Annotated in this window: 23 protein-coding genes and 1 pseudogene; 12 read left to right on the forward strand and 12 right to left on the reverse strand. The window is 66.3% G+C overall.

What is annotated here, in order from left to right:
- Positions 1-7: 7 nt before the first annotated feature.
- On the reverse strand, positions 8-700 hold the full coding sequence (rsxB, locus tag MasN3_RS06915) for an electron transport complex subunit RsxB (protein ID WP_281913200.1): 693 nt from the start codon (positions 698-700) through the stop codon (positions 8-10).
- Between the two features lie 164 nt (positions 701-864).
- On the opposite strand from rsxB, the gene MasN3_RS06920 reads away from it, so the two are divergent.
- Positions 865-1,197 carry an RcnB family protein gene (locus MasN3_RS06920; RefSeq protein ID WP_281913202.1) on the forward strand — a complete coding sequence of 111 codons (333 nt, stop codon included), beginning with the start codon at positions 865-867 and terminating at the stop codon, positions 1,195-1,197.
- Positions 1,198-1,251: 54 nt separating this feature from the next.
- Here the strand turns inward: MasN3_RS06920 and MasN3_RS06925 are convergent, their stop codons facing one another.
- The 6 genes from MasN3_RS06925 to MasN3_RS06950 all read right to left on the reverse strand — a co-directional run bounded on the left by MasN3_RS06925 (position 1,252) and on the right by MasN3_RS06950 (position 6,296).
- Positions 1,252-2,487 (reverse strand): polyhydroxyalkanoate depolymerase, encoded by a 1,236-nt coding sequence (locus MasN3_RS06925; RefSeq protein ID WP_281913203.1) that lies wholly within the window; start codon positions 2,485-2,487, stop codon positions 1,252-1,254.
- 303 nt (positions 2,488-2,790) lie between these two features.
- Positions 2,791-3,888, reverse strand: a complete 1,098-nt coding sequence (locus MasN3_RS06930) for an NAD(P)/FAD-dependent oxidoreductase (protein ID WP_281913204.1) — start codon at positions 3,886-3,888, stop codon at positions 2,791-2,793.
- 122 nt (positions 3,889-4,010) lie between these two features.
- Positions 4,011-4,334 carry a ferredoxin FdxA gene (gene fdxA, locus MasN3_RS06935; protein WP_027865906.1) on the reverse strand — a complete coding sequence of 108 codons (324 nt, stop codon included), beginning with the start codon at positions 4,332-4,334 and terminating at the stop codon, positions 4,011-4,013.
- Positions 4,335-4,516: 182 nt separating this feature from the next.
- Positions 4,517-4,792 carry a protealysin inhibitor emfourin gene (locus MasN3_RS06940; RefSeq protein WP_281913205.1) on the reverse strand — a complete coding sequence of 92 codons (276 nt, stop codon included), beginning with the start codon at positions 4,790-4,792 and terminating at the stop codon, positions 4,517-4,519.
- Entirely contained in the window at positions 4,789-5,895 is a 1,107-nt protein-coding gene (locus MasN3_RS06945) for a hypothetical protein (protein ID WP_281913207.1), read from the reverse strand. Before MasN3_RS06945 ends, MasN3_RS06940 begins: the two co-directional genes overlap by 4 nt.
- Entirely contained in the window at positions 5,862-6,296 is a 435-nt protein-coding gene (locus MasN3_RS06950; protein WP_281913208.1) for a hypothetical protein, read from the reverse strand. The genes MasN3_RS06945 and MasN3_RS06950 overlap by 34 nt, the downstream gene beginning before the upstream one ends.
- 183 nt (positions 6,297-6,479) lie before the next feature.
- Here MasN3_RS06950 and MasN3_RS06955 point away from each other — a divergent pair, with 183 nt between their 5' ends.
- Positions 6,480-6,761 carry a polyhydroxyalkanoic acid system family protein gene (locus tag MasN3_RS06955; protein ID WP_027865904.1) on the forward strand — a complete coding sequence of 94 codons (282 nt, stop codon included), beginning with the start codon at positions 6,480-6,482 and terminating at the stop codon, positions 6,759-6,761.
- Positions 6,762-6,786: 25 nt separating this feature from the next.
- Here the strand turns inward: MasN3_RS06955 and MasN3_RS06960 are convergent, their stop codons facing one another.
- Both MasN3_RS06960 and MasN3_RS06965 read right to left on the reverse strand, forming a co-directional pair.
- Positions 6,787-7,041 carry an acyl-CoA-binding protein gene (locus MasN3_RS06960; protein WP_036211942.1) on the reverse strand — a complete coding sequence of 85 codons (255 nt, stop codon included), beginning with the start codon at positions 7,039-7,041 and terminating at the stop codon, positions 6,787-6,789.
- A gap of 260 nt (positions 7,042-7,301) precedes the next feature.
- Positions 7,302-7,658 carry an FKBP-type peptidyl-prolyl cis-trans isomerase gene (locus MasN3_RS06965; RefSeq protein ID WP_027865902.1) on the reverse strand — a complete coding sequence of 119 codons (357 nt, stop codon included), beginning with the start codon at positions 7,656-7,658 and terminating at the stop codon, positions 7,302-7,304.
- A gap of 161 nt (positions 7,659-7,819) precedes the next feature.
- On the opposite strand from MasN3_RS06965, the gene MasN3_RS06970 reads away from it, so the two are divergent.
- From MasN3_RS06970 to MasN3_RS06990, 5 genes and pseudogenes are all read left to right on the forward strand, one after another.
- Positions 7,820-8,626, forward strand: coding sequence for an EI24 domain-containing protein (locus tag MasN3_RS06970; RefSeq protein WP_281913209.1), 807 nt, complete (start codon positions 7,820-7,822; stop codon positions 8,624-8,626).
- A gap of 16 nt (positions 8,627-8,642) precedes the next feature.
- A complete protein-coding gene (locus tag MasN3_RS06975; protein WP_281913210.1) occupies positions 8,643-9,428 on the forward strand; it encodes a competence/damage-inducible protein A in 786 nt (261 codons plus the stop codon).
- 337 nt (positions 9,429-9,765) lie between these two features.
- On the forward strand, positions 9,766-12,957 hold the full coding sequence (locus MasN3_RS06980) for a transglycosylase domain-containing protein (RefSeq protein WP_370662348.1): 3,192 nt from the start codon (positions 9,766-9,768) through the stop codon (positions 12,955-12,957).
- Between the two features lie 44 nt (positions 12,958-13,001).
- Positions 13,002-14,367, forward strand: a pseudogene (locus tag MasN3_RS06985) (TAXI family TRAP transporter solute-binding subunit).
- A 70-nt stretch (positions 14,368-14,437) separates the two neighbouring features.
- On the forward strand, positions 14,438-16,387 hold the full coding sequence (locus tag MasN3_RS06990; RefSeq protein ID WP_281913213.1) for a CocE/NonD family hydrolase: 1,950 nt from the start codon (positions 14,438-14,440) through the stop codon (positions 16,385-16,387).
- A gap of 99 nt (positions 16,388-16,486) precedes the next feature.
- Here MasN3_RS06990 and MasN3_RS06995 read toward each other — a convergent pair whose 3' ends face one another.
- Positions 16,487-16,945 (reverse strand): rhodanese-like domain-containing protein, encoded by a 459-nt coding sequence (locus MasN3_RS06995; RefSeq protein ID WP_281913214.1) that lies wholly within the window; start codon positions 16,943-16,945, stop codon positions 16,487-16,489.
- Between the two features lie 286 nt (positions 16,946-17,231).
- On the opposite strand from MasN3_RS06995, the gene glnA reads away from it, so the two are divergent.
- From glnA to corA, 5 genes are all read left to right on the forward strand, one after another.
- Complete coding sequence (glnA, locus tag MasN3_RS07000) at positions 17,232-18,647, forward strand: type I glutamate--ammonia ligase (RefSeq protein WP_281913215.1); 1,416 nt, start codon at positions 17,232-17,234, stop codon at positions 18,645-18,647.
- A 158-nt stretch (positions 18,648-18,805) separates the two neighbouring features.
- Positions 18,806-19,327: a DUF4124 domain-containing protein gene (locus MasN3_RS07005; protein ID WP_281913216.1), complete on the forward strand. Its 522-nt coding sequence runs from the start codon at positions 18,806-18,808 to the stop codon at positions 19,325-19,327.
- Positions 19,324-20,397, forward strand: a complete 1,074-nt coding sequence (gene glnL, locus MasN3_RS07010) for a nitrogen regulation protein NR(II) (RefSeq protein ID WP_281913217.1) — start codon at positions 19,324-19,326, stop codon at positions 20,395-20,397. Before MasN3_RS07005 ends, glnL begins: the two co-directional genes overlap by 4 nt.
- 62 nt (positions 20,398-20,459) lie before the next feature.
- Entirely contained in the window at positions 20,460-21,941 is a 1,482-nt protein-coding gene (gene ntrC, locus MasN3_RS07015; protein ID WP_281913218.1) for a nitrogen regulation protein NR(I), read from the forward strand.
- Between the two features lie 149 nt (positions 21,942-22,090).
- Positions 22,091-23,059 (forward strand): magnesium/cobalt transporter CorA, encoded by a 969-nt coding sequence (gene corA / locus MasN3_RS07020; RefSeq protein WP_281913220.1) that lies wholly within the window; start codon positions 22,091-22,093, stop codon positions 23,057-23,059.
- 114 nt (positions 23,060-23,173) lie between these two features.
- On the opposite strand, the gene MasN3_RS07025 is transcribed toward corA, so the two are convergent.
- Together MasN3_RS07025 and MasN3_RS07030 are read right to left on the reverse strand one after the other, a co-directional pair.
- A complete protein-coding gene (locus MasN3_RS07025; RefSeq protein WP_281914446.1) occupies positions 23,174-23,974 on the reverse strand; it encodes an EamA family transporter in 801 nt (266 codons plus the stop codon).
- Positions 23,975-24,039: 65 nt separating this feature from the next.
- On the reverse strand, positions 24,040-25,656 hold the full coding sequence (locus tag MasN3_RS07030; RefSeq protein WP_281913221.1) for an NAD(P)/FAD-dependent oxidoreductase: 1,617 nt from the start codon (positions 25,654-25,656) through the stop codon (positions 24,040-24,042).
- Positions 25,657-25,925 lie beyond the last annotated feature (269 nt).

Raw genomic sequence — 25,925 nt, forward strand, 5'->3', positions numbered from 1 at the left:
GTTTTGCTTACGTTTTGTCCGGTGCCGCATCGGGCGCATTCGCGGCCGCCTTCTGGCGCGCCCGTTCCATCGCCGCCGCGATGATGGCGCGCTTGCGTTCCTTTTCCGCCAGTTCTTCCGGCGTATTGGCGGCCTCCGCTGTCACCGCGCGCATCTTCTCCAGCGCCTTGGCGGCCAGGCGTGCGTCGTTTTCTTCCTTCTCGCGGCGCAGGCGCTCGCTGCGGAAGTCATGGCGGCTGCGCGCCGCATCGGCGGCTTCCTGCGACCACGCGGCCCAGCCGGTGCGTTCGCCCGTCACCGGGACCATCGAGATGCAGTCGACCGGGCAGGGCGCCACGCACAGGTCGCAGCCGGTGCACAGGCTCGGCAGGATGGTGTGCATCTGCTTGGCCGCGCCCAGGATGGCGTCCACCGGGCAGGCCTGGATGCACAGCGTGCAGCCGATGCAGAGCGACTCGTCGATGAAGGCGACCGGGCGCGGGCGTTCGATGCCGTTGGCCGGGTTGATCGGGATGACCGGACGGCCGGTGACGCTGGACAGGCGCTGCACGCCCTCCATGCCACCGGGCGGGCACTGGTTGATCTCGGCTTCGCCGCGCGCGATCGCTTCCGCATACGGACGGCATGCGGGATAGCCGCACTTGGTACATTGCGTCTGCGGCAGTGCGTCTTCGATCAGGTCGGCAAGGGTCTTGGTCACGGCGCGAAGGTGAGGCGTTCAAAGCCGACATTATCCGCCAAAATCGGAGGGGGTGCGAAGTTGCGTGGGATGCCACTGGCATCCCACGCTCTCCGTGCTGGAGCGAACAGACTGCCGGGTTGGTGCGTGATGTACTGGAGCCTCGACGCTGAAGAGGAGCTCATATGAACAAACTCATCGTACCGGTGCTCGTCGCCGCGGTGCTGGCCGGTGGCGCCGCGGCCCAGGCGCACCAGCGCGGCGAACAGGAAGCGCGCGCGCAAGCCAGGCAGGCCGCCAAACCCGGGCCGTATCGCAGCGTGGCGGCCAGCGGCCAGCTCAAGCGCGGCGAGCAGCTGCCGCCGCGCTACCGGACGCATCACTTCGTGGTGGAGAACTGGAAAGCGCACCGCCTGACGGAACCGCCGCCGGGACACCAATGGGTGCAGGCGGGGAATGACTATGCGCTGGTGGCGATCGCCACCGGGGTGGTGCAGGAAGTGCTGGTGGGACGCTGACGCGCGCCGCCGGCCGCAAACGAAAAAGCCGGAGCGCGCTCCGGCTTTTTTACATCACGCATGCTTGCGGATGAACTCCCCGATCTTCGGGCAGATGATCTCGCGCCAGCGGCGGCCCGAGAAGATGCCGTAGTGGCCGCACTTGGGCGCCACGAACTCCTGGTGCATGTCCTTCGGGATGCCGGTGCACAGGTCGTGCGCGGCGCGGGTCTGGCCCAGGCCCGAGATGTCGTCCAGCTCGCCCTCGACGGTGAACAGGGCCACCGTCTTGATGTCCTGCGGGCGCACCAGCTGGCCGCCGACTTCCCAGGTGCCCTTGGGCAGGCGGTGTTCCTGGAACACGGTCTTGATGGTCTCGAGGTAGTACTCGGCCGGCATGTCGAGCACGGCGTTGTATTCGTCGTAGAACTGGCGGTGCGCCTCGGCCGAGTCGTCGTCGCCGCGCACCAGGTGCTGGTAGAACTCGCGGTGGCTCTGGGCATGGCGGCCCGGGTTCATCGCGATGAAGCCGGCGTGCTGCAGGAAGCCCGGATAGACCTTGCGCCCGAAACCGGGGTAGTTGCCCGGCACCGAGTAGATCACGGTGTTCTCGAACCACGAGAAAGGCTTTTCGACCGCCAGGTCGTTCACCGCGGTGGGCGACTTGCGCGGGTCGATCGGACCGCCCATCATGGTCATGGTCCTGGGCAGCTTCGGATCCTTGTTGGTAGCCATCAGCGCAATCGCGGCCAGCACCGGCACGGTCGGCTGGCACACCGAGATCACATGCACGTCCGGGCCGAGATGGCGGATGAAGTCCTGCACGTAATAGATGTAGTCGTCCAGGTGGAATGGACCGCTCGACAAGGGCACCATGCGCGCGTCGATCCAGTCGGTAATGTAGACGTCATGCTCGACCAGCAGGGCGCGCACGGTGTCGCGCAGCAGGGTGGCGTGGTGGCCCGACAGGGGCGCGACGACCAGCACGGTGGGCTGCTCGAGCGCGGCGAAATCCTGGTCGCTCAGGTCTTTCTTGAAATGGATGAGCTTGCAGAACGGCTTCTCGACGACCGTGCGCTCGATAATGCCGACGTCGGCGCCCTTGATGGGTACGGTCTTGATGCCGAATGCCGGCTTTTCGTAGTCCTTCCCGAGGCGGTACATCAGCTCGTAGCCGGCGGCGATACGCTGCGAGAACGGGGTGTGCGCGAAGGGCGAAACGGGGTTCGAGAACAGTTTCGAGGACGCATCTGCCCACTGCATCAGCGGGGTCAGGAAGGAGCGTTGCATCTCGTGCAGTTGGTAAAGCATAAATATTTCCTTCGTGTGGACTGGGCGTCGCAATCGCGTATTTTCTCAACGCATGCATGCTCTCAGTCAATTATAGGGGATAGTGATTTACTTGTGGAAACAGTCGTTTTCACATCCCTTGTGCATAGTTCAGTTGTAGCATATTTGCCCAAAACTGCTCGGTGAAGCCGCCCACATAAGCAGGTAGGCCTTGTTCGACAGCGTCTTTCCGTTGTTTGACCCACACTAAACGCAGCCTCGAGCGGCAATGAAAAATGCCGCCGGGCTTGCGCCGGGCGGCATCTCTTTAGCGGTAGCGGATGATCAGTCGAACACGGGGGTCTCGACGCCAAGGATCTTGTGCAGCTTTGGCGAGGTGGTCGTGTACTGCATGTGGATCTTCTTGTCCGGGAAGATGTAAGGCGCGGCGCCGAAGGCGGCCAGCGCGGCTTCGTGGAAGCCCGACAGGATCAGCTTCTTCTTGCCCGGGTAGGTGTTGATGTCGCCCACGGCGAAGATGCCCGGCACGTTGGTCTCGAACTTTTCGGTGTCCATGACCTTGAGCTGCTTGCGCTCGATGTCCAGGCCCCACTCGGCGATCGGGCCCAGCTTCGGCGACAGGCCGAAGAACACCAGCAGCATGTCCAGCGGGACGCGGCGGGTGACGCCGTCGGCGCCGGTGACCTTCACTTCGGAGAGCTTGCCGTCGGTCTCGTCGAAACCGGTGACCTGGCCGATGATCAGCTGCATCTCGTATTCGTCGCACAGGGCCTTCATCTTGGCCACCGAGGCCGGGGCCGCGCGGAAGTCTTCGCGGCGGTGCAGCAGCACGACCGACTCGGCCTTGCCGACGAAGTTCAGGGCCCAGTCCAGGGCGGAGTCGCCGCCGCCGCAGATGACCAGGTTCTTGCCTTCGAACAGGCTCGGGTCCTTGACGCGGTAGAACAGCTGGCTGTTCTCGAATTTCTCGATGCCGTCGACCTTCATGGTGCGCGCCTGGAACGAGCCGACGCCGGCAGCGATGAAGATGGTCTTGGTGATGAAGCGGGTGCCGGTCGAGGTCTCGACGTTGAAGCGGCTGTCTTCGCGGCGCTGGACGGTGGTGACTTCCTGGCCCAGGTGGAAGGTCGGCTCGAACGGCTCGATCTGCTTGAGCAGGTTGTCGGTCAGTTCCTGGCCGGTGCACACCGGCACGGCCGGGATGTCGTAGATCGGCTTGTCCGGGTACAGTTCCACGCACTGGCCGCCGACGGCCGGCAGCGAATCGATGACGTGGGCCTTGATTTCGAGGAGGCCGAGTTCGAAGACCTGGAACAGGCCGACCGGACCGGCGCCGATGATCACGGCATCGGCTTCGATCGCGCCGGCGAACGAGCTGTTGGGAGCGATGGCGCCCGCTTCGTGGGAGGCACTGATAGTCATGCTAGAACTTTCTGTGAGTATGGCTGTAGATGCGAGGGGTTGGATGAGACGTGGCCGCTAGTGTGCCATGATTGACGAGCCGGTGCAGACGGCGGCCCCGGGCGGGGCCGCGCCGGTCATGGTCAGCGGGCCAGCTGGTCCAGCTTGTCCTTGACGTCTTTCCACTCTTCCGCGTCTGGCAGGGCCGGCTTGGTCTTGGTGATCGACGGCCAGAAACGCGCCAGGTCCGCGTTCAGCTTGATGAATTGCTGCTGATCCGACGGCACGTCTTCTTCCGCGTAGATCGCGTTCACCGGGCACTCAGCCACGCAGACGGCGCAGTCGATGCACTCGTCGGGATCGATGGCGAGGAAATTCGGGCCTTCCCGGAAACAATCTACCGGGCATACATCGACGCAGTCGGTATAGCGACAACGGATGCACGATTCGGTGACAACGTGGGTCATAACAGTCCTATTGTTTGGTTGAAGTGTCGCGGCGCCTGGCGCTGAATCGGCTGGCGGGACTTGCAAAGCACTGTATTTTAGGGCAATTCGGGTTTTCCTACAAATTAGGCTTATACACAATATATATAAGCAAATGTAGACCATGATGGCGCCGCGCTGGGGCCATCATGGTGGCGGGCGGCTCAGGCGCTGGCGCGCAGGCGGTCGAGCAGGGCCTGCCAGTCGCCGCCGCTGCCGTCTTCGCGCAGGAATACGGTGTGGCAGCGTGACCCGTCCTCGACCGTGATCTCCCAGCGCGGCAGGTCGGCGCCGACTGGGCAGCTCGGCGCCGCCGCGAAGAAGTCGAGCCGCTGCACGAGGTCTTCGAGCTCGCCGCCGACCGGGTGGGCGGCGGTGTCGATGTCGTAGGCTTCGGCCAGCCCGGCGAAGCCGCCGCAGGCGCGCGCGCTGATCTTCATGCCGACACCGGCACCACGGCCGCCCCGGGAACGACGCATTCGCCGAGCCGGCCGTTGGAGGCGCACCAGCGCGCCAGCGCCTGGGCTTCGCTGTCGAGCACCCGGTCCACCCGGTAGTACTCGGGCAGGTTCATGGTGCCGCAGCAGGAACGGCGGTCCTGGCGCGCGCCCGGCTTGTCGCAGACCTTGGGCGCCAGCGGGCCGCACACCAGCTGGGGCATGGCGGCCGATGCGGCGGCCTCCGGCGGCGGCTCGACCACGTCGCGGCGCGCGAACTGGTTGTGGATGAAGCCCGCGTAGGCGGCCGGCTTGCCGTCTTCCTGCACCAGGCGCAGCATCTCGTTGACCACGTCGACATAGGTGGCGGCGCTGTCGGGCGCGGCGATCAGGGCGCGCAGCAGCAGCCCGCGCAGGTAGGCCGCCACCCGGTGCAGCACGGCGGCGCAGTCGTCCTGCGTGGGGTTGCGCTCGTAGGCGAACATGTCGGCCAGCACGTCGTACATGGCGCCGGTGAAGACCTGCGAGATCGCATGCACCTGGGTGCCGGCCTGGCCCAGGGTCAGGTCGTTGTCGGCATTGCGCAGGCCCGTGCTGCCGCCCAGCGCCATGCCGAACTGTTCGGCGATGTCGGCCAGGTAGGTCTTGTCGTGCAGCCAGGCCTTGGTCTGGGCCACCACCGCCTCGCACTGGTCGAGCTGGGACAGGGCCAGGAAGATCGCGGTGAGGTCGCCGAAGGCTTCGTGCAGGCCGCCGGTCTGGGGCGGGGCATCGGCCTGCAGCCATTGCGGCTTGAGGCCGTCGAGCACGGCGTGCGCGGTCTCGTGGGCCACGATGTCGAAGGAGCGGCAGGTGTACACGCGCGCCGATTCGTCGACCGGGCCGCCGCCGACGCCGGGGGGGATGAAGTCGCCGAACTTCAGGCAGGCCTGGGTGCGGCTGTAGAAGGCGTTCATCACGTTGGGCAGGCCGTAGGGGTAGACCGCCAGCGGGCGCGTGTCCATGCTGGTGTTCCACTGCCAGGGCAGGGGCATGTCCAGGCCCGCCGCCAGCATCGAGCGCTGGTACATGGTCAGGGTCTGGCGCACCACGGCGAAGGTGTGCACCGCGTCGAACTGGGGGTGTCGGGCTGGGTGACGAAGTCGCCCAGGGCGTTCGGCTCGACCGGATCGATGCCGGGGCTGCCTGGCGCGATGCGGGCGTCGCGCGGGCCGGCCAGCACCGGGCCGGGCAGGTAGGCGCGGCGGGTGCCGATCTCGCCCACCGAGGGATCCTGCTTCCACATCAGCACGCGCGCACCGAAGGCGTGCGGCAGGGACGGCGCCTCGAGCTGCTCGTCGTCCGGGCCGGATTCCATCTTCGGCGCGTCGGATGGCTCGGCGGGCTGCTCGAGCAGCCGGGCGAGGCGGTGCTGCTGATAGGGGGCGCTGGGCGTGGGGATGAAGCGGACCGGCGGCTGGTCACGGGACGTGTCCAGTTCGTCCGGCAAGAGGGCACCTGGTTCCATGACGGCTCCTTGCGAAATGTCGGGCGGCATCTCCATGGTCGCGCGCCGGGCGGCGTGGATATTGACAAGAGTCAATTGACTTGGATCGGGACCCGAAACGCTCGCCAGACTGGTCGACTCGGCCGTCTGCTGGCATCATGGCGGACTTTTCTTGCAACGAATTCAGTAGAAGGATGAACAAGCATGTCGGAAATTAGCATCGTCCAGGAACATAACCTGAGCCCGCAAGAGGCGCGCGAGGCCGCCCAGCAGGTGGCGCAGCGGATCGCCACCGAGTATGGCCTGGCGTGCAAGTGGGACGGCGACGTCTTGCGCTTCGAGCGCAGCGGTGTGGAGGGTGCGCTCAGCCTGGAAGGGCAGCGCGCGGCGATGCGGATCCGGCTGGGATTCTTCATGGGCGCATTCGCCCCGGCCATCGAGGCCAAGGTGACGGAAAAGATGCGCAAGGTGTTCGTGCCCGCCTGAGCGGCGGGCGGTCATGGGGGGCTGGTCAGCCCTTCAGTTCTTCGATCAGGTCGATGTACTGCTGCATCGCGTCGTCCTGCGAGGTGCCCTTCAGGGCGGCCCAGGCGTCGTACTTGGCGCGGTTGACGAAATCGGTCATGCCCGGGCGCTCGCCGCTGACGTCGCCGTTCGCGCCCTGCTTGTACAGCGCGTAGATCTTCAGCAAGGTCATGTTGTCCGGGCGTTCCGGCAGATTCTTGGATTCGGCCTGGGCCTGGGCGAACTGTTCCTGCAAGCTCATGAATACTCCTGTGTTGGTTGCGTTGGCAATGTGCTAAATGCGAGGGCATCTTAGCGCAGGAGGAGGGGGCACGCCGGGAAACCGGGCGCATTTTAGAGGGGATGCTCGGGGAGCGGTAGGGGTGGTTCAGTCCAGTGGACTGAACCACGCTTTGCCGACCGCGCGTTCAAGCAGCGTTTGGACAAGCGATGTGCGTCATCTCACCGTGTAGTTGAACGCGTGCACGGCGAAGCCGTGCACCCTACGGGTTGCCGTAACTCTTAGACGGCCAGCAGTTCGACGTCGAAGATCAGGGTCGCATTCGGCGGAATCACGCCGCCGGCGCCGCGTGCGCCGTAGCCCAGGCTGGCCGGGATGGTCAGACGGCGCTGGCCGCCAACCTTCATGCCCTGCACGCCTTCGTCCCAGCCGCGGATCACGTGGCCGGCGCCCAGCGCGAACTGGAACGGGTCGTTGCGGTCCTTGCTCGAATCGAACTTGGCGCCCTGGCTGCCGTCGTCGTTGCGCAGCCAGCCGGTGTAGTGGACGGTGACGTACTGGCCGGCTTTGGCCTCGTCGCCGCTGCCGACGACGGTGTCTTCGTATTGCAGGCCGGAATCAGTGGTATTGGTGGACATGGTTTTCCCTGTTGTTCAAGTTGAACGGCGATTGTAGTGCATCGCCCCCGGCCGCGCCAAACGGCAGCGCGGGCGCTCAGTTGCGTAGAATGGCAACATTGGAATCCAGAACCAGGAGCCGCAATGCACCCTTACCGCCCATCGTCCGCCGAGGTCCGCCCATGAGGGGCGTCGGCACCGCCTACCGGCGCGCGCTGCGCGCCCAGTTCTCGCGCCGTATGCTGCTGTTGTCCGGCGCCCCGCTGGTGCTGTCGCTGCTGCTGTGGGGCGCGCTGCTGTGGACCGGCCTGCAGCCGCTGCTGGACTGGCTGCAGGGGACCTTCGCGGATTACGGGTGGTTCCAGACCAGCGGCAACATGCTGGCCATGCTCGGCCTGGGCATGCTCAAGGTGATGGTGGTGCCGCTGCTGGCGATCGCGCTGCTGCTGCCCCTCATGATCGCTTCGGCGCTGCTGTTCATGGGCGTGATCGCGATGCCGGCGATCGAGCGCCACGTCGGCAACAGCCAGTACCCCAAGCTGGAGCGCAAGGAGGGCGGTTCCTTCGTCGGCAGCATCGCCATCAACCTCGGCAGCACCGCGGTGTTCGCGGTGCTGTGGCTGTTCACGCTGCCGCTGTATGCGGTGCCGCCGCTGGCCTGGCTGGTGCAGGCCCTCCTGTGGGCCTGGGTCACCTCGCGCGTGATGAGCTACGACGCGCTGGCCGCGCACGCCAGTCCCGAGGAACGGCAGGCGCTGATGCGGCGCCACCGCGGCGCGCTGTGGGGCATCGGCTTCGCCTCGGGCCTGGCGGGCGCCTTGCCCGGCATCGCCTGGATGGGCGGGGCGCTGCTGTCGATCGTGCTGTTTCCTTTCCTGGCCATGCTGTCGCTGTGGTTGTACGTCATGATCTTCCTGTTCGCCGGGCTGTGGTTCCAGTATTTCTGCCTGGGGGCACTGGAAGAACTGCGCGCCGGCACGCAAACCTGAACCAGAGGAGACGCACATGGCATTCGGCCTGATCGTCATCGGTGACGAGATCCTGTCCGGCAGGCGCCAGGACAAGCATTTTTCGAAAGTCGTGGAGCTGCTCGGCGCGCGCGGCCTGCAGCTGGCCTGGGCCGAGTTCGTGGGCGACGACCCGGGCCGCCTGACCGACCTGCTACGGCGCAGCTTTGCCGGCGGGGACATCGTGTTTTCCTGCGGCGGCATCGGCGCCACGCCCGACGACCACACGCGCCAGTGCGCGGCCGCGGCGCTCGGATTGCCGCTGGTGCTGCATCCGGAAGGGCGCCTGAACATCGAGGAGCGCATCCGCGAGAGCGCGCGCGAGGCCGGCCTCGAGCCCGACCTGCAGGCGCCCGAGAACCTGCAGCGCCTCAAGATGGCCGAGTTTCCGCAAGGCGCGGGCCTGATCCCGAATCCCTACAACCGCATCGCCGGCTTCAGCGTGCGCGACCACCACTTCGTGCCCGGCTTCCCGGTCATGGCCTGGCCCATGATCGCATGGGTGCTGGACACCCATTATTCGCATTTATTTCACACCACTGTCCACCTGGAACGCTCGCTGATCGTTTATGAACAGGCGGAAGCCTCGCTGACCCCGCTGATGGAGGCGCTCGAGCGCGATTATCCCGGTTTGCGGGTGTTCAGCCTGCCGAGCGTGGGCGACGCCCAGACCCGGCGCCACATCGAGCTGGGAGTGAAGGGCGCGCCTGCGCAAGTGGAACCCGCCTTCCTTGCCATGCAGGCGGAACTGCAGAGCCGCGGCGCTGAATTTCAGTGTTTGTAGGACTGCATGCCGTCCTGATAACTCAGCCGTTGTTTTTTTGCGAAAATACATCGCGCGCATCAAAATTGTTAAACCGCGTCTCGCGCGGGTCGTGTTGATGTGGTGGAATGATACCTGTGGAGGTGCAATCCTGAGTGAGTTTGCACCGCGCATTTTTGCAGACTGACGAGAACCAATCACTCGAACACAACAGGGCAAGGATGGCGGGCAGGTTGCAGGGATTGAGCACGTATTGATTCGAACCAGTTGAGCCATCATGGAAAGTATTCGCCGCATCGAGCGGCCCAGTAATGTCTTACGCGCGCTAGGCGAGTGGTTGCGGCGAACTGCCCAGGCCATGGCCGGCGGCGCCCCCGTACTCGCATCCGCAGGCGGCAACGATGTTCCCCTGTACGAAGCCTATCCGCACCTGGCGGCGGGCGGCGGTGCGCCCGGCGGCGCGCCCTTGCCGCCGCCCGAAGGTCCCGACGGCACGCCGGAAGGGTCGTCCGAGCCGGCGCCGCGCAAGCGCCGCTGGAAGCCCTGGTTCTACCTTGCGCTGCTGATCCTGCTGGTGCTGCTGGGCGGCTGGGGCGCGCTCGAGATGCGCACTTCGCGTCTGCAGGCGAAGATCTTCGCCGACATGGCCAAGGACCTCACCTGGCGCGTGGAAAAGGGCCCGAGCGACGCGATCCGCTTCCCGGCCGCCAGCCCCTACGACACCCGCCTGGGCTATGCCGGCATGCCGGCCTACCTCGAGAAGCTGCAGTCGCGCGACTACCACATCGCCGCCCAGGCCCGCATGTCGCCCAGGATGGTCGAATTCGCCGACCGCGGCCTGTACGCCACCTACCCCGAGAAGACCAAGGTCGGCCTCGAGATCCTCGACTGCCGCGCGCAGCCGCTGTTCGCCTCGCGCTTCCCCGAGCGCTTCTACCACAAGTTCGAAGACGCGCCCTCGCTGCTGGTGCAAAGCCTGCTGTTCATCGAGAACCGCGAGTTGCTCGACCCGGCCTACCCGCACCGCAACCCGGCGGTCGAATGGGACCGCTTCTCGAAAGCGGTGTTCGACAAGACCCTGAGCAGCGTCGGCCTGGGCGGCGGCGGGCGCGTGGCCGGCGGCTCCACGCTTGCGACCCAGATCGAGAAGTACCGGCACTCGCCGGAGGGGCGCACCGGTTCGCTGCAGGACAAGATGATCCAGATGGCCTCGGCCACGCTGCGCGCCTACCGCGACGGCGAAGACACTACCAAGGCGCGGCGCCAGATCGTGCTCGACTACCTGAACACCGTGCCGCTGTCGGCCAAGCCGGGCTATGGCGAGGTCAACGGCATCGGCGATGGCATGTGGGTCTGGTACGGACGCGACTTCGACAAGACCAGCGCCATGCTGCGCGGCCCGATGAACACCCAGGAGGCCGTCACCGCCTACAAGGAAGCGCTGTCCCTGATGATCGCGCAGCGCCGTCCGGCCTACTACCTGGGCGCCGGCGAGCATGACCTGGAAACCCTCACCAACAGCCACCTGCGCGTGCTGGCCCAGGCCGGCGTGATCTCGCCGCAGCTGCGCGACGCCGCGCTGAAAGTGGCGCTGCATCCGGCCCAGGGCTCGGGCGTGGCGCCGCCGGGGGCCGACGCCTTCGTCTCGCGTAAGGCCGCCAACGCGGTGCGCAACCACCTCGGCTACCTGGTGGGCGACTCGCGCCTGTACAACCTCGACCGCCTCGACCTGTCGGTGGTCTCGACGCTCGACGCAGGGGTGCAGCAGGCCGTCACCGACGTGCTGCGCAAGCTGTCCGACGCCGAACATGCCAAACAAGCCGGCCTGACCGGCAAGGGCATGCTCGGCAACGGCGACCCGTCCCAGGTGGTGTACAGCTTCACCCTGATGGAGCGCGGCGAGCACGTCAACTACCTGCGGGTTCAGACCGACAACTACGACCAGCCGCTCGACATCAACGAGGGCGCCAAGCTCGACCTCGGCTCGACCGCGAAGCTGCGCACCCTGGTGACCTATCTCGACATCGTCGACCAGTTGCACAAGCGCTTCGAGCCGATGGACGAGATCGGCCTGATGGGCGTCGAGGTCGACGCCAAGGACCGCATGTCGCAATGGGCGCTGGAATACTTCCGCACGCTGCCGCGCGGCGCCGACCGCGGCCTCAAGCCGATGCTGATGGCGGCGATGGAGCGTAAGTACTCGGCCAACCCGGGCGAAGCCTTCTTCACCGGCGGCGGCATCCACACCTTCGGCAACTTCAGCAAGCTGGACAACAGCAAGATCATGACGGTCACCGAGGCGCTGCGCAGTTCGACCAACCTGGTGTTCGTGCGCATGATGCGCGACGTGGTGCGCTACTACATGTTCCAGCTGCCGGGCTCCTCGGCCCAGCTGCTGGCCGATGCCGACGACCCGCGCCGCCAGACCTACCTGGCGCGCTTCGCCGACAACGAAGGCAAGGTGTTCCTCGCCAAGTTCTGGAACAAGTACAAGGGCAAGACCCCGCAGGAAGTCGAAGCGCTGCTGTTCTCGGGCGTGCGTCCGCTGGCCTCGAAGCTGGCGGCGGCCCATCGCACCGTGTTCCCGGGCGCCACGATGGCGCAGTTCGGCAACTTCATCGACAAGTCGCTGCCGGATTCGCACGACATGGATCCGGACCGCATTCCGAAGATGTACGAGATGTACGACCCGCGCAACATGACGCTGGCCGACCGCGGCTACGTGGCCTCGGTGCACCCGCTCGAACTGTGGCTGGCGGGCTACCTGATCACGCACCCGAAGGCGGGCTGGACCGAAGTCACCAACGCCAGCGTCAAGGAGCGTCAGGAAGTCTATTCCTGGCTGTTCAAGACCCACCGCAAGCACGCCCAGGACAAGCGCATCGCGGGCCTGATCGAGGTCGAGGCCTTCCTGAAGATCCACGCGCAGTGGAAGAAGATGGGCTACCCGTTCGACTCGCTGGTGCCGTCCTATGCGACCACGCTGGGCGCCTCGGCCGACCGTCCGGCCGCGCTGGCCGAACTGATGGGCATCATCGTCAACGGCGGCGTGCGTAAACCTGTCGAGCGCATCGACTCGCTGCACTTCGCCAAGGACACGCCCTACGAGACCCTGGTCAGGCGCACCAAGGGCAGCGGCAAGGAGCAGGTCCTGGCGCCGGAAGTGGCGCGCGTGGTCGCGGATGCGATCCAGGGCGTGGTCACCGACGGCACCGCCAAGCGCGTCAAGACCGCCTTCGTGCAGTCCGACGGCAGCGTGATCGCCGTGGGCGGCAAGACCGGCACCGGCGACCAGCGCTTCGAGACCTATGCCAGGGGCGGGCGTGTGATCGAGTCGCGCTTCGTGAACCGCTCGGCGACCTTTGTGTTCAACATCGGCGAGCGCTACTTCGGCAGCATGACCGCCTACGTGCACGGTCCGCAGTCCGGCAACTACGACTTCACCAGCGCGCTGCCGGTGCAGCTGCTGTCCAACCTGGCGCCGAGCCTGATGCCGATGATCGAGCCGCCCGCGGGCAGCATCGCCGCCCAGCGCCAGTGCGTCCGTTGAACCGGGAGCCGACCCCGGTTCGTAACGGCGCGCTCAAGCGCGCCATGACGCGCGTGCGCCAGTTCAGCATCGTGTCCCTGCGCGACCTGCTGGTCGCGTCCGGCCCGACGCTGCTGGCGGTGATCGCGGTGGTCGTGCTGGCCTATGTCTGGGTCGACCCGGCGCCGCCGCGCCAATTCTCAATGGCTACCGGCCAGTTCAACAGCGCCTACCAGGAATTCGGCCGCCAGTACGCCGCGCGGCTGGCGCGCGACGACATCAAGCTGACGCTCCAGCCTTCGCTGGGCTCCCATGAGAATCTGCAGCGCCTGATGGACGGCAAGGTGGACGTCGCCTTCGTGCAGAGCGGCTCGACCGAGAATGGGCAGGCCGAACCTCGCTTGGACACGACCGGCCTGGTGTCCTTGGGCAGCCTGTTCACCGAACCGGTGTGGCTGTTCCTGCGCGAGGGCGCCAGGGTCGCCCACCTGACCGACCTGAAGGGAAAACGCATCAACCTGGGGCCGGAAGGCACCGGCGTGCCGCGCCTGTTCCGCCAGGTGCTGGACGCCAACGGCATCGAGCCGAACGAACTGCAGATCGGCGCGCTGGAGAACACGCCGGCCACGGTGGAACTGCTGGCGGGCCGCATCGACGGCCTGGTGTTCAGCTCCGCACCCGAAGCGCCCTTGATCCAGATGCTGCTGCAGACCCCCGGCATCCGGCTGTTCAACTTCACCCAGGCCGACGCCTACACGCGCCGCCTGCCTTTCCTCACCCACGTGGTGCTGCCGCGCGGGATCGTCGACCTCGGGCGCGACATCCCGTCCCAGGACTACCACCTGATCGCCCCCCACCGCCACCCTGGTGGCCAGGGAAGACCTGCATCCGGCCCTGGTGGGCCTCCTGGTGAAATCGGCCGGCGAGATTCACGGCAAGGCGGGCTGGTTCCAGCAGCAGGGCCAGTTCCCTTCGCCGAAGTACACCGAGATTCCGGTGGCGCGCGAGGCGGAACGCTACTACCGCGACGGGCCGCCTTTCCTGCAGCGCTACCTGCGCTTCTGGCTCGCCAACCTGTTCGAGCGCCTGTGGGTGTTCGTGGTGGCGCTGGCGGCGCTCCTGATCCCGCTGTCGAAGATCGTCCCGCCGATCTACGTGTGGCGCGTGCGCTCGCGCGTGTACCGCTGGTACGGCGAGCTGCGCAAGGTGGAGCAGGAGCTCGAAGCGACCGATCCTGACGATCGCGACGCCGTACGGGACGGTCTGCTGGGGCGCCTCGACGACATCGAGGAACGCGTCAACCACATCTCGATTCCGCTCGCCTATGCGGAAGAGCTGTACCGCCTGCGCAGCCACATCAACTTCGTGCGCGAGCGGGTGCGCGGCACCATCGACCGGCATGGGGTAGCGGTGCCGCAGCCGAAGCCATAGTGCAGGAATAGCAATTCCCTCGGGAAACGGATTACACTGGCGGTCTTTGTCCGCCTTCCCGAAAGAAGCCATGATCCGTCACCCGTTTTCCGCCCTGGCATTGGCCGCGATGCTGGCCTGCGGCGCAGGCGCGCAGGCCGCCAGCCAGGCCGTAGCCTCCGCCGATGCGCCGGCCCAGAAGCGCAACCCGCGCGAAGCCTACACCAAGTACGAGTACCGCATTCCGATGCGCGACGGCGTGAAGCTGTTCACGACGCTCTACGTGCCCAAGGACAGCTCCAGGCCCTATCCCTTCCTGGTGCAGCGCACGCCCTACAGCGCGGGCGTGTATGCGCAGGGCGAGCTGCGCTACGGGGTGGACTGGTTCCCCGAGGCGCTCAGCCCCTCGCGCGAACTGGAGGACTCCGGCTACATCTTCGTGACCCAGGACGTGCGCGGGCGCTACATGTCGGAGGGCAGCTGGCAGGAGATGACGCCGCACGCGAAGCCCAAGCGCGCCAAAGGGGAGGGCCAGGAAAGCGAGGACATGCACGACACCGTCGAATGGCTGCTCAAGCACATCCCGAACAACAACGGGCGGGTCGGCATCTGGGGCATCAGCTACCCGGGCTTCTACACGGCGGCCAGCATCATCGACTCGCACCCGGCGATCAAGGCGGCTTCGCCCCAGGCGCCGATTGCCGACCTGTACATGGGCGACGACTCCTACCACGGCGGCGCCTTCATGCTGTCGGCGAACTTCGATTTCTACGCGTCCTTCCTGCCGCAACAGAATCCGACCACGGGCAACAAGGAGCGTTCGCGCTTCGCCTATGGCGAGGCCGATGCCTACGACTTCTTCCTCAAGCGCCTGACGATGGAGAACATCCTCGCCACCATGAGCGCCGAGCAGCGCGAGCTGCTCGAGCCTACCATCGTGCACGACACCTACGACGAGTTCTGGCGCTCGCGCGCCATCACGCCGCACATGAAGAACGTCAAGGCAGCGGTGCTGACTGTGGGCGGCTGGTTCGATGCGGAAGACCCGGCCGGTCCGTTCGCGATCTACAAGGCGGTCGGCAAATACAACCCCGGCACGCCGAACGCGCTGGTGATGGGACCCTGGGTGCACGGCGGCTGGGCGCGCAGCGACGGCGCTCGTCTCGGCCACGTGAATTTCGATGCCAAAACGGGCGAATACTTCCGCCGCGAGATCCAGTTCCCCTTCTTCGAGCAGCACCTGAAGGGCGTCAAGCCGGCGCGTGCCTTGCCCGCCGTGACGGCGTTCGAGACCGGCACCAATGTCTGGCGCAGCTATGCTGCGTGGCCGCCGGCGCCCGCCAAGGCGCGCACCCTGTACTTCGGCCCGAACGGCACGCTGGGCTGGCAGCAGCCGGCCGCATCTGGCGCCGGCTACGACGAGTATGTCGCGGATCCGAAGAAGCCGGTGCCTTTCATCGGCTACCCGGCCACGGGCGTGCCGCGCGAGTACATGGTGTCGGACCAGCGCTTCGCCGCCACCCGCCCCGACGTCCTGGTCTACCAGAGCGAGGTGCTGGAAGAAGACCTGACCGTGGTCGGCTCCGTGGTGCCGAAGCTGTTCGTGTCGACCACCGGGACCGACGCCGACTGGGTGGTCAAGCTGATCGACGTTTACCCGAGCGACTATCCGGCGCCGGCGGTCGAGCGCAAGGGCAACGACGTCGCGCCGCCGAGCCTGAACCTGGGCGGCTACCAGCAGCTGGTGCGCGGCAATCCGCTGCGCGGCAAATTCAGGAACAGCTTCGAGAAGCCCGAGCCCTTCACTCCGGGCAAGCAAGAAGCGATCAGCTTCGACATCGGCGAGGTGAACCACACCTTCCGGCGCGGCCACCGCATCATGGTGCAGGTGCAGAGTTCGTGGTTCCCGCTGATCGACCTGAACCCGCAGACCTTCACCCATATCCCGAAGGCCAAGCCGGAAGATTTCAGGAAGGCGACCCAGCGCGTGTACCGCGCGCCGGGGGCGGCGTCGGGACTGCAGCTGATGGTGATGCCGTAGGGTGTTCGGCTCCGCCGAACGCGCGTTCAACCACCGTTTGAATAGACGTACAGGCTATTCACGCCCGGTTTGAACGCGCGGACGGCGAAGCCGTCCACCCTACGCGCCAACCCAGGGCAGCCCGGCCTTGCACCAGCCCCCGACCGTCTTGCGGTGCCCCTCCGCATCGCGGTCACCCTCGAAGCCTTCCAGGATGTCGTAGGACTCGGCAAACCCGTGCTCGGTCGCCACCCGCGCGCCGTGGCGCGAGCGCACCCCTGAACGGCACAGGAACAGCAGCACCTCATCCTTGCGCGCCACCTGCTCGAGCTGGGCAGCGAAGGCGGGATTCGGCGCACCGCCCGGATAGGTGGCCCACTGCACCGCGACGTGCTGGGTCTCGGGAACCGCGACTCGGCCGACCCAGTCGCGCTCGGCGTCGGTGCGCACGTCGACCAGCTTCACGCGCGGATCGCTTCGCAAGAGCGCGAAGGCCTCTTCGGGCGTGACCGCGCCGGCATAGGGCTGGCCGCTGGCGCGCTGGCGGGCTTGGGCAAGGATGGTCTCGGTAGTCGTCATGATGTGATCCGTTTTGAACAAGAAAAGTCGATGCACCAACTTGGTTCGGTGTATCCTGCGCTGCGATGGTGCATCGGCGCTGCGCGCGCACCAAGATGGTGCGGCACTGCACTGCCAGGCGATGCCTTGGTGGGAAGATTGTAGGCCGGAGTCGGGCGATTTCCAACGAAGCATTGTGCATTTGTTCATAACGGCAGCTTGGCATGGTTCATGCTTTTATGTACGGCAAGTTGCCCCGCTGCGAGGTCTTCCGGCGCGGCACCCCCTTTTCAATCAGGAGATACGAATGGCAAAGACGGCTGCAGACGTAATTCAACTCATCAAAGACAACGAAGTGAAGTTCGTTGACCTGCGCTTTGCAGATACCCGCGGCAAGGAGCACCACGTGACCGTGCCGGTCTCGCACTTTGACGAAGACAAGTTCGAGTCGGGCCACGCCTTCGACGGTTCGTCGATTGCCGGCTGGAAGGGCATCGAAGCGTCCGACATGCTGCTGCTGCCGGACCCGGCCACCGCCAACATCGACCCGTTCATGGAAGAGACCACCCTGTTCCTGCAGTGCGACGTGATCGAACCGTCGGATGGCAAGGGCTACGACCGTGACCCGCGTTCGATCGCCAAGCGCGCCGAAGCCTACCTGAAATCGTCGGGCATCGGCGACACCGCCTACTTCGGCCCGGAGCCGGAATTCTTCATCTTCGACTCGATCAAGTGGCGCATCGACATGTCGGGCTGCTTCGTCAAGATTGACTCGGACGAAGCCTCCTGGTCGACCGACAAGGACATCGAAGGCGGCAACAGCGGCCACCGCCCGACCGTCAAGGGCGGCTACTTCCCGGTCCCGCCGGTCGACAGCTTCCAGGACATGCGCTCGGAAATGTGCCTGATCCTCGAATCGATGGGCATCCCGGTCGAAGTGCACCACCACGAAGTGGCCGGCGCCGGCCAGAACGAAATCGGCACCAAGTTCTCGACCCTGGTCGAGCGCGCCGACTGGACCCAGAACATGAAGTACGTGATCTGGAACGTCGCCCACAGCTACGGCAAGACCGCCACCTTCATGCCCAAGCCGATCAACGGCGACAACGGCTCGGGCATGCACGTGCACCAGTCGATCTGGAAAGACGGCAAGAACCTGTTTGCCGGCGACGGCTACGCCGGCCTGTCGGAAACCGCGCTGTTCTACATCGGCGGCATCATCAAGCACGCGCGCGCCCTGAACGCGATTACCAACCCGGGCACCAACTCGTACAAGCGCCTTGTGCCGGGCTACGAAGCCCCGGTCAAGCTGGCCTACTCGGCCAAGAACCGTTCGGCCTCGATCCGCATCCCGCACGTGGCCAACCCGAAGGGCCGCCGCATCGAGACCCGCTTCCCGGATCCGCTGGCCAACGTCTACCTGTGCTTCGCCGCGCTGCTGATGGCGGGCCTGGACGGCATCCAGAACAAGATCCACCCGGGCGAAGCCGCGACCAAGGACCTGTACCACCTGCCGCCGGAAGAAGACAAGCTGATCCCGACGGTGTGCGCCTCGCTGGAGGAAGCGCTGGAAGCCCTGGACAAGGACCGCGAGTTCCTGACCCGCGGCGGCGTGTTCTCGGACGCCATGATCGATGCCTACATCGAGCTGAAGATGAACGAAGTGCAGCGCATGCGCATGACCCCGCACCCGGTCGAATTCGACATGTACTACTCGTCGTAATCAGGCAGTCAACGGAACCGTTGCGCTCGTGCATCACGCTGCGTAAGGGTCTGTAACAAAGGCGGGGAAAGCGGAGGCTTTCCCCGCCTTTTTTCATCCTTCCTGTACACTCGCCCGGTCTACAATGCATGCACGTTTATTGTGCAGACTGATTTCTGATGGGAAAGACAACTCACTTCGTCAGCCGCTCCATGATTGTCCTGGCCGCCGCCATGGCGCTCCACAACGGGGCGCAGGCGCAGGGCGCCGTCTATAAATGCGTGGACGACCAGGGCCGCGTGGAATTCACCGACACCGCTCGCCGCGGCTGCAAGGCCCTCGACCTGCCGGGCTATGCACCGGCGCCGGCGCCGCGCGCTTCGGCGCCGATCCCGGCCGTGCGTCCGATGAACGGGGGGGCGGCGCCTGCCGTCAGCCCGGCCAGCTTCCCGCGCGTCGACACGGCCCAGCAGCGGGCGCGCGACGACGACCGCCGCGAGATCCTCAACGACGAGCTGCGCATCGAGCAGAAAAAGCTGCTTGATCTGCGCCGCGACTTCAACAACGGCGAGCCGGAGCGCCAGGGCAACGAGCGCAATTACGCCAAGTACCAGGAGCGGGTGGCCTCGATGCGCGACGAGATCGGCCGCACCGAGCGCAACATCGAAGCGCTGCAGCGCGAGATCAGCAATATCCGATGAGCGCTCCGGCTGCCGCGTCGCGTTTCGCCGGCCTCGACCTGCTGGCCTCGAGCGTGCTGCTGCTCGGACCCGCGGGCGAGGTGCGTTACGCGAACCCGGCCGCCGAGAACCTGCTCGAACTGTCGCTGAAATCGCTGCAGCGCGCGCCGCTGCCCGAACTGTTTACCAACGGCCAGGAGCTGGCCGCACTGTGCGGGCAGGCGCTGGCGCACCAGTACGCCGACCTGCGCCAGGACCTCGTCCTGCAGCGCAATGGGCGCGAGCCGCTGCACGTCAACAGCATCGTCAGCGCCCTGAGCGAGGACGAACTCCTGATCGAACTGCGCGAGAACGTCCAGCAGCTCAAGCTCGACCGCGAGGAACGCATCCTCGACCAGAGCCAGGCCAACAAGGAACTGATCCGCAACCTGGCGCACGAGATCAAGAACCCGCTGGGCGGCATCCGCGGCGCGGCCCAGCTGCTCGAGCTCGAGCTGCCGCCGCATCACCTTGCCGACCTGTCCGAATACACCCAGGTGATCATCAAGGAAGCCGACCGCCTGCAGACCCTGGTCGACCGCCTGCTGGCGCCGCACCGCAAGCCCCACATCGTCGGCGACGTCAACATCCACGAAGTGTGCGAGCGCGTGCGCAGCCTGATCCTGGCCGAGTTCCCCACCGGCCTTGCGATCCGCCGCGACTACGACGCCTCGATCCCCGAGTTCAGGGGCGATATGGAGCAGCTGATCCAGGTGGTGCTCAACATCGCCCACAACGCGGCCCAGGCCCTGCTCAAGCGCATCGCGGCGGGCGATGCCGAGATCGTGCTGCGCACCCGGGTGGCGCGCCAGGTCACCCTGGCCAAGGTCCGCTATGGGCTGGCATTAGATTTGCATATCATCGACAATGGACCGGGCATCGCGCCCGAGATCCGCGACCGCATCTTCTATCCGCTCGTCTCCGGGCGCGAAGGCGGCAGCGGCCTCGGGCTGACGCTGGCGCAGACCTTCGTGCAACAGCACCTGGGTGTGATCGAGTGCGAAAGCCGGCCTGGACTGACGGATTTCCGGATCCTGCTTCCCCTGCCATAAGCAGGCGCAGCAGCGTCCACCGTGAGTCCCCGAATTATCCATATTGCGGGAACCACGAACACATGAAACCAATCTGGATTGTCGACGACGACGCATCGATCCGCTGGGTACTGGAAAAAGCCCTGGCGCGCGAAAGCCTGGAGACCCGCAGCTTCGCCAATGCGCACGACGCGCTGGCCGCTTTCGAGACCGATACGCCGCAGGTGCTGGTGTCGGACATCCGCATGCCGGGCGAATCCGGCATCGAACTCCTCGGCGCCGTCAAGGCGCGCCATCCCGGCCTGCCGGTCATCATCATCACCGCGTTTTCCGACCTCGATTCGGCGGTGGCGTCCTTCCAGGGCGGCGCCTTCGATTATCTGGCGAAGCCCTTCGACATCGACAAGGCGGTGGCCCTGATCCGCCGCGCGCTGGAAGAAAGCCTGCGCGAAGCCAGCGTGGAAGCGGCTCCCGCCGAGACCCCCGAGATCCTCGGCCATGCGCCGGCCATGCAGGAAGTGTTCCGCGCCATCGGCCGCCTGTCGCAGTCGAACGTGACGGTGTTGATCACGGGCGAGAGCGGCACCGGCAAGGAGCTGGTGGCGCGCGCCCTGCACAAGCACAGTCCGCGCGCCCAGCAACCCTTCATCGCGCTGAACACGGCCGCGATCCCCAAGGACCTGCTGGAGTCGGAACTGTTCGGCCACGAGCGCGGCGCCTTCACCGGCGCCCAGGCGATGCGGCGCGGCCGCTTCGAGCAGGCCGAGAACGGCACCCTGTTCCTGGACGAGATCGGCGACATGCCCTTCGATTTGCAGACGCGTCTCCTGCGCGTGCTGTCGGACGGCCACTTCTACCGCGTCGGCGGGCACCAGCCGGTCAAGGCCAATGTGCGCGTGATCGCCGCCACCCACCAGAACCTGGAACAGCGCGTGCGCGATGGCCTGTTCCGCGAAGACCTGTATCACCGCCTCAACGTGATCCGCCTGCGCCTGCCTTCGCTGCGCGAGCGCAGCGAGGACATCCCGGTCCTGGCGCGCCACTTCCTGGTGCAGAGCGCACGGCAACTGGGCGTCGAGCCGAAGCGCCTGTCCGAACAGGCGATGCGCTTCCTGGCCGGACTGGAGTTGCCCGGCAACGTGCGCCAGCTGGAAAACCTGTGCAACTGGATCACCGTGATGGCCCCGGGCCAGACCGTCGAGGTCAAGGACCTGCCGCGCGACCTGACGCAAGTTGCGCCGATCGTGTCGCCGCTGCAGGAGTCGGGGCCGGCCGGGACCGCGCAGGCGCCGGCGCCGGCCGCGGCGGCGGCCACACCAGGCGCGCCGATGTCGCCCGAAGGCTGGATCGCGCTGCTCGAACAGCAGGCCGCCGGCATGCTCAGCGCCGGCCAGACCGACGTGATGGACACGCTCGGACGCCAGTTCGAATCGGCCCTGATCAAGACCGCCCTCAAGCACACGCACGGGCGCAAGAACGACGCCGCGATGCGGCTCGGGATCGGGCGCAATACCATCACGCGCAAGATCGTCGAGCTAGGGATAGATGGCGCACGTGACGAATAGCGCGCCTCACAAAACCCCGATGGCTGCGTTGCATCGTCTCGCCGTACTGGCGTACTGTCTTCGACGATGCGCCTTGCCCTCGGGGTGTTGTGAGGCGCGCAACGGTTGCAATGGTGTAAGCTGCGGCATCATGCACTTACACCATTGCCATGCTGATTAACTGTGTCGCCTACCAGGAAGGCAAGAAGCTCTCCGACATCCCGGTCGAGGACATCAGCGAATACCTGAAGCTGCCCGAGACCTTCGTCTGGGTCGCCCTGCGCGACCCGGATGCCGCGGAAATCGCCACCATGCAGGAGGAGTTCAAGCTGCATGAACTGGCGGTGGAAGACGTCATGCGCGGCCACCAGCGTCCCAAGATGGAGGAGTACGGCGACAGCGTGTTCGTCATCGCCCACATCGTCGAACTGGCCGGCGACGAACTGAACGCCGGCGAGCTGGCCATCTTCGCCGGTCCCAACTACGTGCTGTCGGTGCGGCGCGACGCCAACCAGGGTTTCCTCGGGGTGCGCGCCCGCGCCGAGCGCGAGCCGCACCAGCTCAGGAAGGGCGCCGGTTTCGTGCTGTATGCGCTGGTCGACGCGGTGGTCGACCGTTATTTTCCCGTGGTCGACGCCCTCGAATCCGAGCTCGAATCGATCGAGGAGCATATCTTCGGCCAGCAGGGCGGGCAGCGCGGCAACGTCGAGCGCCTGTATGCGCTCAAGCGCAAGTCGCAGGTGCTGCGCCACGCGGTGATTCCCCTGATGGATGCGGTCGGCCGCCTGCACGGCGGGCGCGTGCCGCCCGTGGTGCGCGAGACCCAGGACTACTTCCGCGACGTCCACGACCACCTGCTGCGCATCCTCGGACGGCTGGACGCGGTGCGCGACACCATCAATACCGCGATCCAGGTGACGCTGTCGATGGTGGCGATCGACGAAAACGACGTCAGCAAGAAGCTCGCGTCCTACGCGGCGATCTTCGCCGTGTTCACGGCCTTTGCCGGCATCTGGGGCATGAACTTCGAATGGATGCCCGAGCTGAAGTGGAAGTACGGCTACCCGGCGGCGCTGTGCGTGATGGCCGGGGTGTGCTTCTATCTGTACCGGCGCTTCAGGAAAGCCGGCTGGCTGTAGGGTGGTCGGCTCTGCCGACCGCGCGTTCAACTCTCGAATGATTTGCTTCGACGCATCCACTGTCTGGACGCGCGGTCGGCGAAGCGTGGTCCAGTCCACTGGACTGGACCACCCCTACGACTTACGCGCGGTGGCCGCGGCCCCGCCGCAGGCCAGGATCACCAGCAGAATCGCGAGCCACTGCATGCCGGTGAGGCGCTCGCCCAGCACTACCCAGCCGGCCAGCGCCGCGAAGGCCGGCCCGGCGCTGACCAGGATGCCGAACACGCGCCGGGGCAGGCGCGCCAGCGCCGCCATCTCGAGCGAATAGGGCAGGGCGCTCGACAGCACCGCCACCGCCAGGCCGCCGGCCAGCACGGTGGGCAGCAGCAGGCTCGCGCCCGCATGGGCGACGCCCACCGGCACCGTGAACAGCGCCGCCGCCAGCATGCCCCAGGCCACGGCGTGCCCGCCGTTCAGGGTCGATACACGCTTGCCGAACACGATGTACATCGCCCAGCAGAAGGCCGCGCCCAGCGCATAGGCCACCCCGGCGGGATCGAGCGGGGCAACGCCCTCGTGCACCGGCGCCAGCAGCCACAGGCCGAATGCGGCCAGCAGCACCCAGGCGACATCGCGCGCGCGGCGCGAGGACAGCACCACCACGGCGAGCGGGCCGACCACTTCGATGGCGACCGCGATGCCGATCGGGATGCGGGCAAAGGCGCCGTAGATCAACAGGTTCATGCAGCCCAGCATCAGGCCGTAGACGAGCAGGTTCAGCGCGTCGCGGCGCGCTGGCAGGCTGCGCCAGGGGCGCACCACGGCCAGCATGATGATCGCCGCCAGGCCGACGCGCACCGCGGTCACGCCCTGGCTGCCGACCAGCGGGAACAGGTGCTTGGCCCAGGCGGCGCCGGCGTTCACCGACACCATCGAGGCCAGGATCGCCAGGCTGGGCCCGAGCGTCCCGCCGCCCGCCTGCGCGCCGGCGCCGCCGTTCACGCGGCCATCGCCAGCGCCACGGCTTCCGCTACGCGGATGCCGTCCACCGCCGCCGACATGATGCCGCCGGCGTAGCCCGCGCCTTCGCCGGCCGGGAACAGGCCGCGCGTGTTCAGGCTTTGCAGGTCGCCGTCGTTGCGCTTGATCCGGATCGGCGACGAGGTGCGGGTCTCGACGCCGGTCAGCACCGCGTCTTCCTTGTAGTAGCCCTTGATCTGCTTGTCGAACGCCACGAAGGCTTCGCGCAGGGCGACAATCGCGTAGTCCGGCAGCGAAGGGGCCAGGTCGGTCAGGTGCACCGCCGGCCTGAAGGACGGGACCACCGCGCCGAATTCTTTCGAAGGGATGCCGCGCACGAAGTCGCCCATCAGCTGGCCCGGCGCGTCATAGTTGCTGCCGCCCAGGACGTAGGCGCGCGATTCCAGTTCGCGCTGGAAGGCGATGCCGGCCAGCGGGTGGCCCGGATAGTCATCGGGCGTGATGCCGACCACGATGGCGCTGTTGGCGTTGCGTTCGTTGCGCGAGTACTGGCTCATGCCGTTGGTGACCACGCGTCCTTCTTCGCTCGACGCCGCCACCACCGTGCCGCCCGGGCACATGCAGAAGCTGTAGACGGAACGGCCGTTGGAGGCGTGGTGCACGATCTTGTAGTCGGCCGCGCCCAGCAGCTTGTTGCCGGCGTTCGGGCCGAAGCGGCAGACGTCGATCAGGGACTGCGGGTGCTCGACGCGGAAGCCGATCGAGAAGGGCTTGGCTTCGACGTAGACGCCGCGCTGGTACAGCAGCTCGAAGGTGTCGCGCGCGCTGTGGCCGATCGCCATCACCAGGTGGCGGGTCGGGATCTCCTCCCCGCTCGACAGGCGCACGCCCTGGACCTGGCGCACGCCGGCCTCGTTGCTGACGTAGATGTCGTCGACCCGGGTCTCGAAGCGGATTTCGCCGCCCAGCGCAATGATCTCCGCGCGGATCTGCTCGACCATCTTCACCAGGCGGAAGGTGCCGATGTGGGGCTTGCTGACATACAGGATCTCTTCGGGCGCGCCGGCCTTGACGAATTCGGTCAGCACCTTGCGGCCGTAGTGCTTCGGGTCCTTGATCTGGCTGTACAGCTTACCGTCCGAAAAGGTGCCGGCACCGCCTTCGCCGAACTGCACGTTCGACTCGGTATTGAGCTTGCGCTTGCGCCAGAAGCCGAAGGTGTCCACGGTGCGCTCGCGCACGACTTTTCCGCGCTCGAGCACCAGGGGATTGAGGCCCATCTGGGCCAGGATCAGGGCCACGAACATGCCGCAGGGCCCCATGCCGACCACGACCGGACGCGGCGTGCCCGGCGCCGGCTTGGCGGCCGGGACGAACTTGTAGCCGGTGTCGGGCGAGGGGAAGACCTGCTGGTCCTTGGCGAGGCGCGCCAGCACGGCGGCCTCGCCGCGCACTTCGGCGTCGATCTGGTAGATCAGCACGATGGCCGATTTCTTGCGCGCGTCGTAGCTGCGCTTGAAGACCGTGAAATCGACCAGGTCGGCGGATGGGATGCCAAGGCGGGCAAGGATGGCTTCGCGCAGGGCGGATTCGGGATGGTCGAGGGGGAGCTTGAGTTCGCTGATTCGGAGCATAGGAGTCGAGAACGTGGTTGCTGGCAATGCAACAATGAAAAGGGAGGGGCCGGGCGCCGGCCAATCCGCTATTTTACCCAAGAGCCGCTCCGCATGAGGGGCCGAGCGATGCTGCCTGATGTTGCATAAAACAAACACTGATCTGCCCTGTCCCCGTCTCTTCAATTCCAGGGCGAATGCACGGTCCGCAAGCTGACGCCGTCCAATCCATGCCCTCAAACGGGGCCCTATCAAAGGGCAGCACCATGAGGATCGCTTAATTGCAGAAG

It is taken from the genome of Massilia varians, from assembly GCF_027923905.1.
Taxonomy (GTDB): Bacteria; Pseudomonadota; Gammaproteobacteria; order Burkholderiales; family Burkholderiaceae_D; genus Telluria; species Telluria varians_B.

What these genes read in the sequence shown, in the direction of transcription:
- MasN3_RS06940 (WP_281913205.1), bottom strand. Translation starts at nt 4,792, where the DNA reads ATGAAGATCAGCGCGCGCGCCTGCGGCGGCTTCGCCGGGCTGGCCGAA.
- glnA (WP_281913215.1), top strand. Translation starts at nt 17,232, where the DNA reads ATGGCAAAGACGGCTGCAGACGTAATTCAACTCATCAAAGACAACGAA.
- MasN3_RS06975 (WP_281913210.1), top strand. Translation starts at nt 8,643, where the DNA reads ATGGCATTCGGCCTGATCGTCATCGGTGACGAGATCCTGTCCGGCAGG.
- ntrC (WP_281913218.1), top strand. Translation starts at nt 20,460, where the DNA reads ATGAAACCAATCTGGATTGTCGACGACGACGCATCGATCCGCTGGGTA.
- MasN3_RS06960 (WP_036211942.1), bottom strand. Translation starts at nt 7,041, where the DNA reads ATGAGCTTGCAGGAACAGTTCGCCCAGGCCCAGGCCGAATCCAAGAAT.
- MasN3_RS06970 (WP_281913209.1), top strand. Translation starts at nt 7,820, where the DNA reads ATGAGGGGCGTCGGCACCGCCTACCGGCGCGCGCTGCGCGCCCAGTTC.
- MasN3_RS06965 (WP_027865902.1), bottom strand. Translation starts at nt 7,658, where the DNA reads ATGTCCACCAATACCACTGATTCCGGCCTGCAATACGAAGACACCGTC.
- MasN3_RS07005 (WP_281913216.1), top strand. Translation starts at nt 18,806, where the DNA reads ATGGGAAAGACAACTCACTTCGTCAGCCGCTCCATGATTGTCCTGGCC.
- MasN3_RS07025 (WP_281914446.1), bottom strand. Translation starts at nt 23,974, where the DNA reads ATGGTGTCGGTGAACGCCGGCGCCGCCTGGGCCAAGCACCTGTTCCCG.
- MasN3_RS06955 (WP_027865904.1), top strand. Translation starts at nt 6,480, where the DNA reads ATGTCGGAAATTAGCATCGTCCAGGAACATAACCTGAGCCCGCAAGAG.
- glnL (WP_281913217.1), top strand. Translation starts at nt 19,324, where the DNA reads ATGAGCGCTCCGGCTGCCGCGTCGCGTTTCGCCGGCCTCGACCTGCTG.
- MasN3_RS06990 (WP_281913213.1), top strand. Translation starts at nt 14,438, where the DNA reads ATGATCCGTCACCCGTTTTCCGCCCTGGCATTGGCCGCGATGCTGGCC.
- MasN3_RS06995 (WP_281913214.1), bottom strand. Translation starts at nt 16,945, where the DNA reads ATGACGACTACCGAGACCATCCTTGCCCAAGCCCGCCAGCGCGCCAGC.
- MasN3_RS07030 (WP_281913221.1), bottom strand. Translation starts at nt 25,656, where the DNA reads ATGCTCCGAATCAGCGAACTCAAGCTCCCCCTCGACCATCCCGAATCC.
- MasN3_RS06980 (WP_370662348.1), top strand. Translation starts at nt 9,766, where the DNA reads ATGGCCGGCGGCGCCCCCGTACTCGCATCCGCAGGCGGCAACGATGTT.
- MasN3_RS06920 (WP_281913202.1), top strand. Translation starts at nt 865, where the DNA reads ATGAACAAACTCATCGTACCGGTGCTCGTCGCCGCGGTGCTGGCCGGT.
- fdxA (WP_027865906.1), bottom strand. Translation starts at nt 4,334, where the DNA reads ATGACCCACGTTGTCACCGAATCGTGCATCCGTTGTCGCTATACCGAC.
- MasN3_RS06950 (WP_281913208.1), bottom strand. Translation starts at nt 6,296, where the DNA reads ATGGAACCAGGTGCCCTCTTGCCGGACGAACTGGACACGTCCCGTGAC.
- MasN3_RS06925 (WP_281913203.1), bottom strand. Translation starts at nt 2,487, where the DNA reads ATGCTTTACCAACTGCACGAGATGCAACGCTCCTTCCTGACCCCGCTG.
- MasN3_RS06930 (WP_281913204.1), bottom strand. Translation starts at nt 3,888, where the DNA reads ATGACTATCAGTGCCTCCCACGAAGCGGGCGCCATCGCTCCCAACAGC.
- corA (WP_281913220.1), top strand. Translation starts at nt 22,091, where the DNA reads ATGCTGATTAACTGTGTCGCCTACCAGGAAGGCAAGAAGCTCTCCGAC.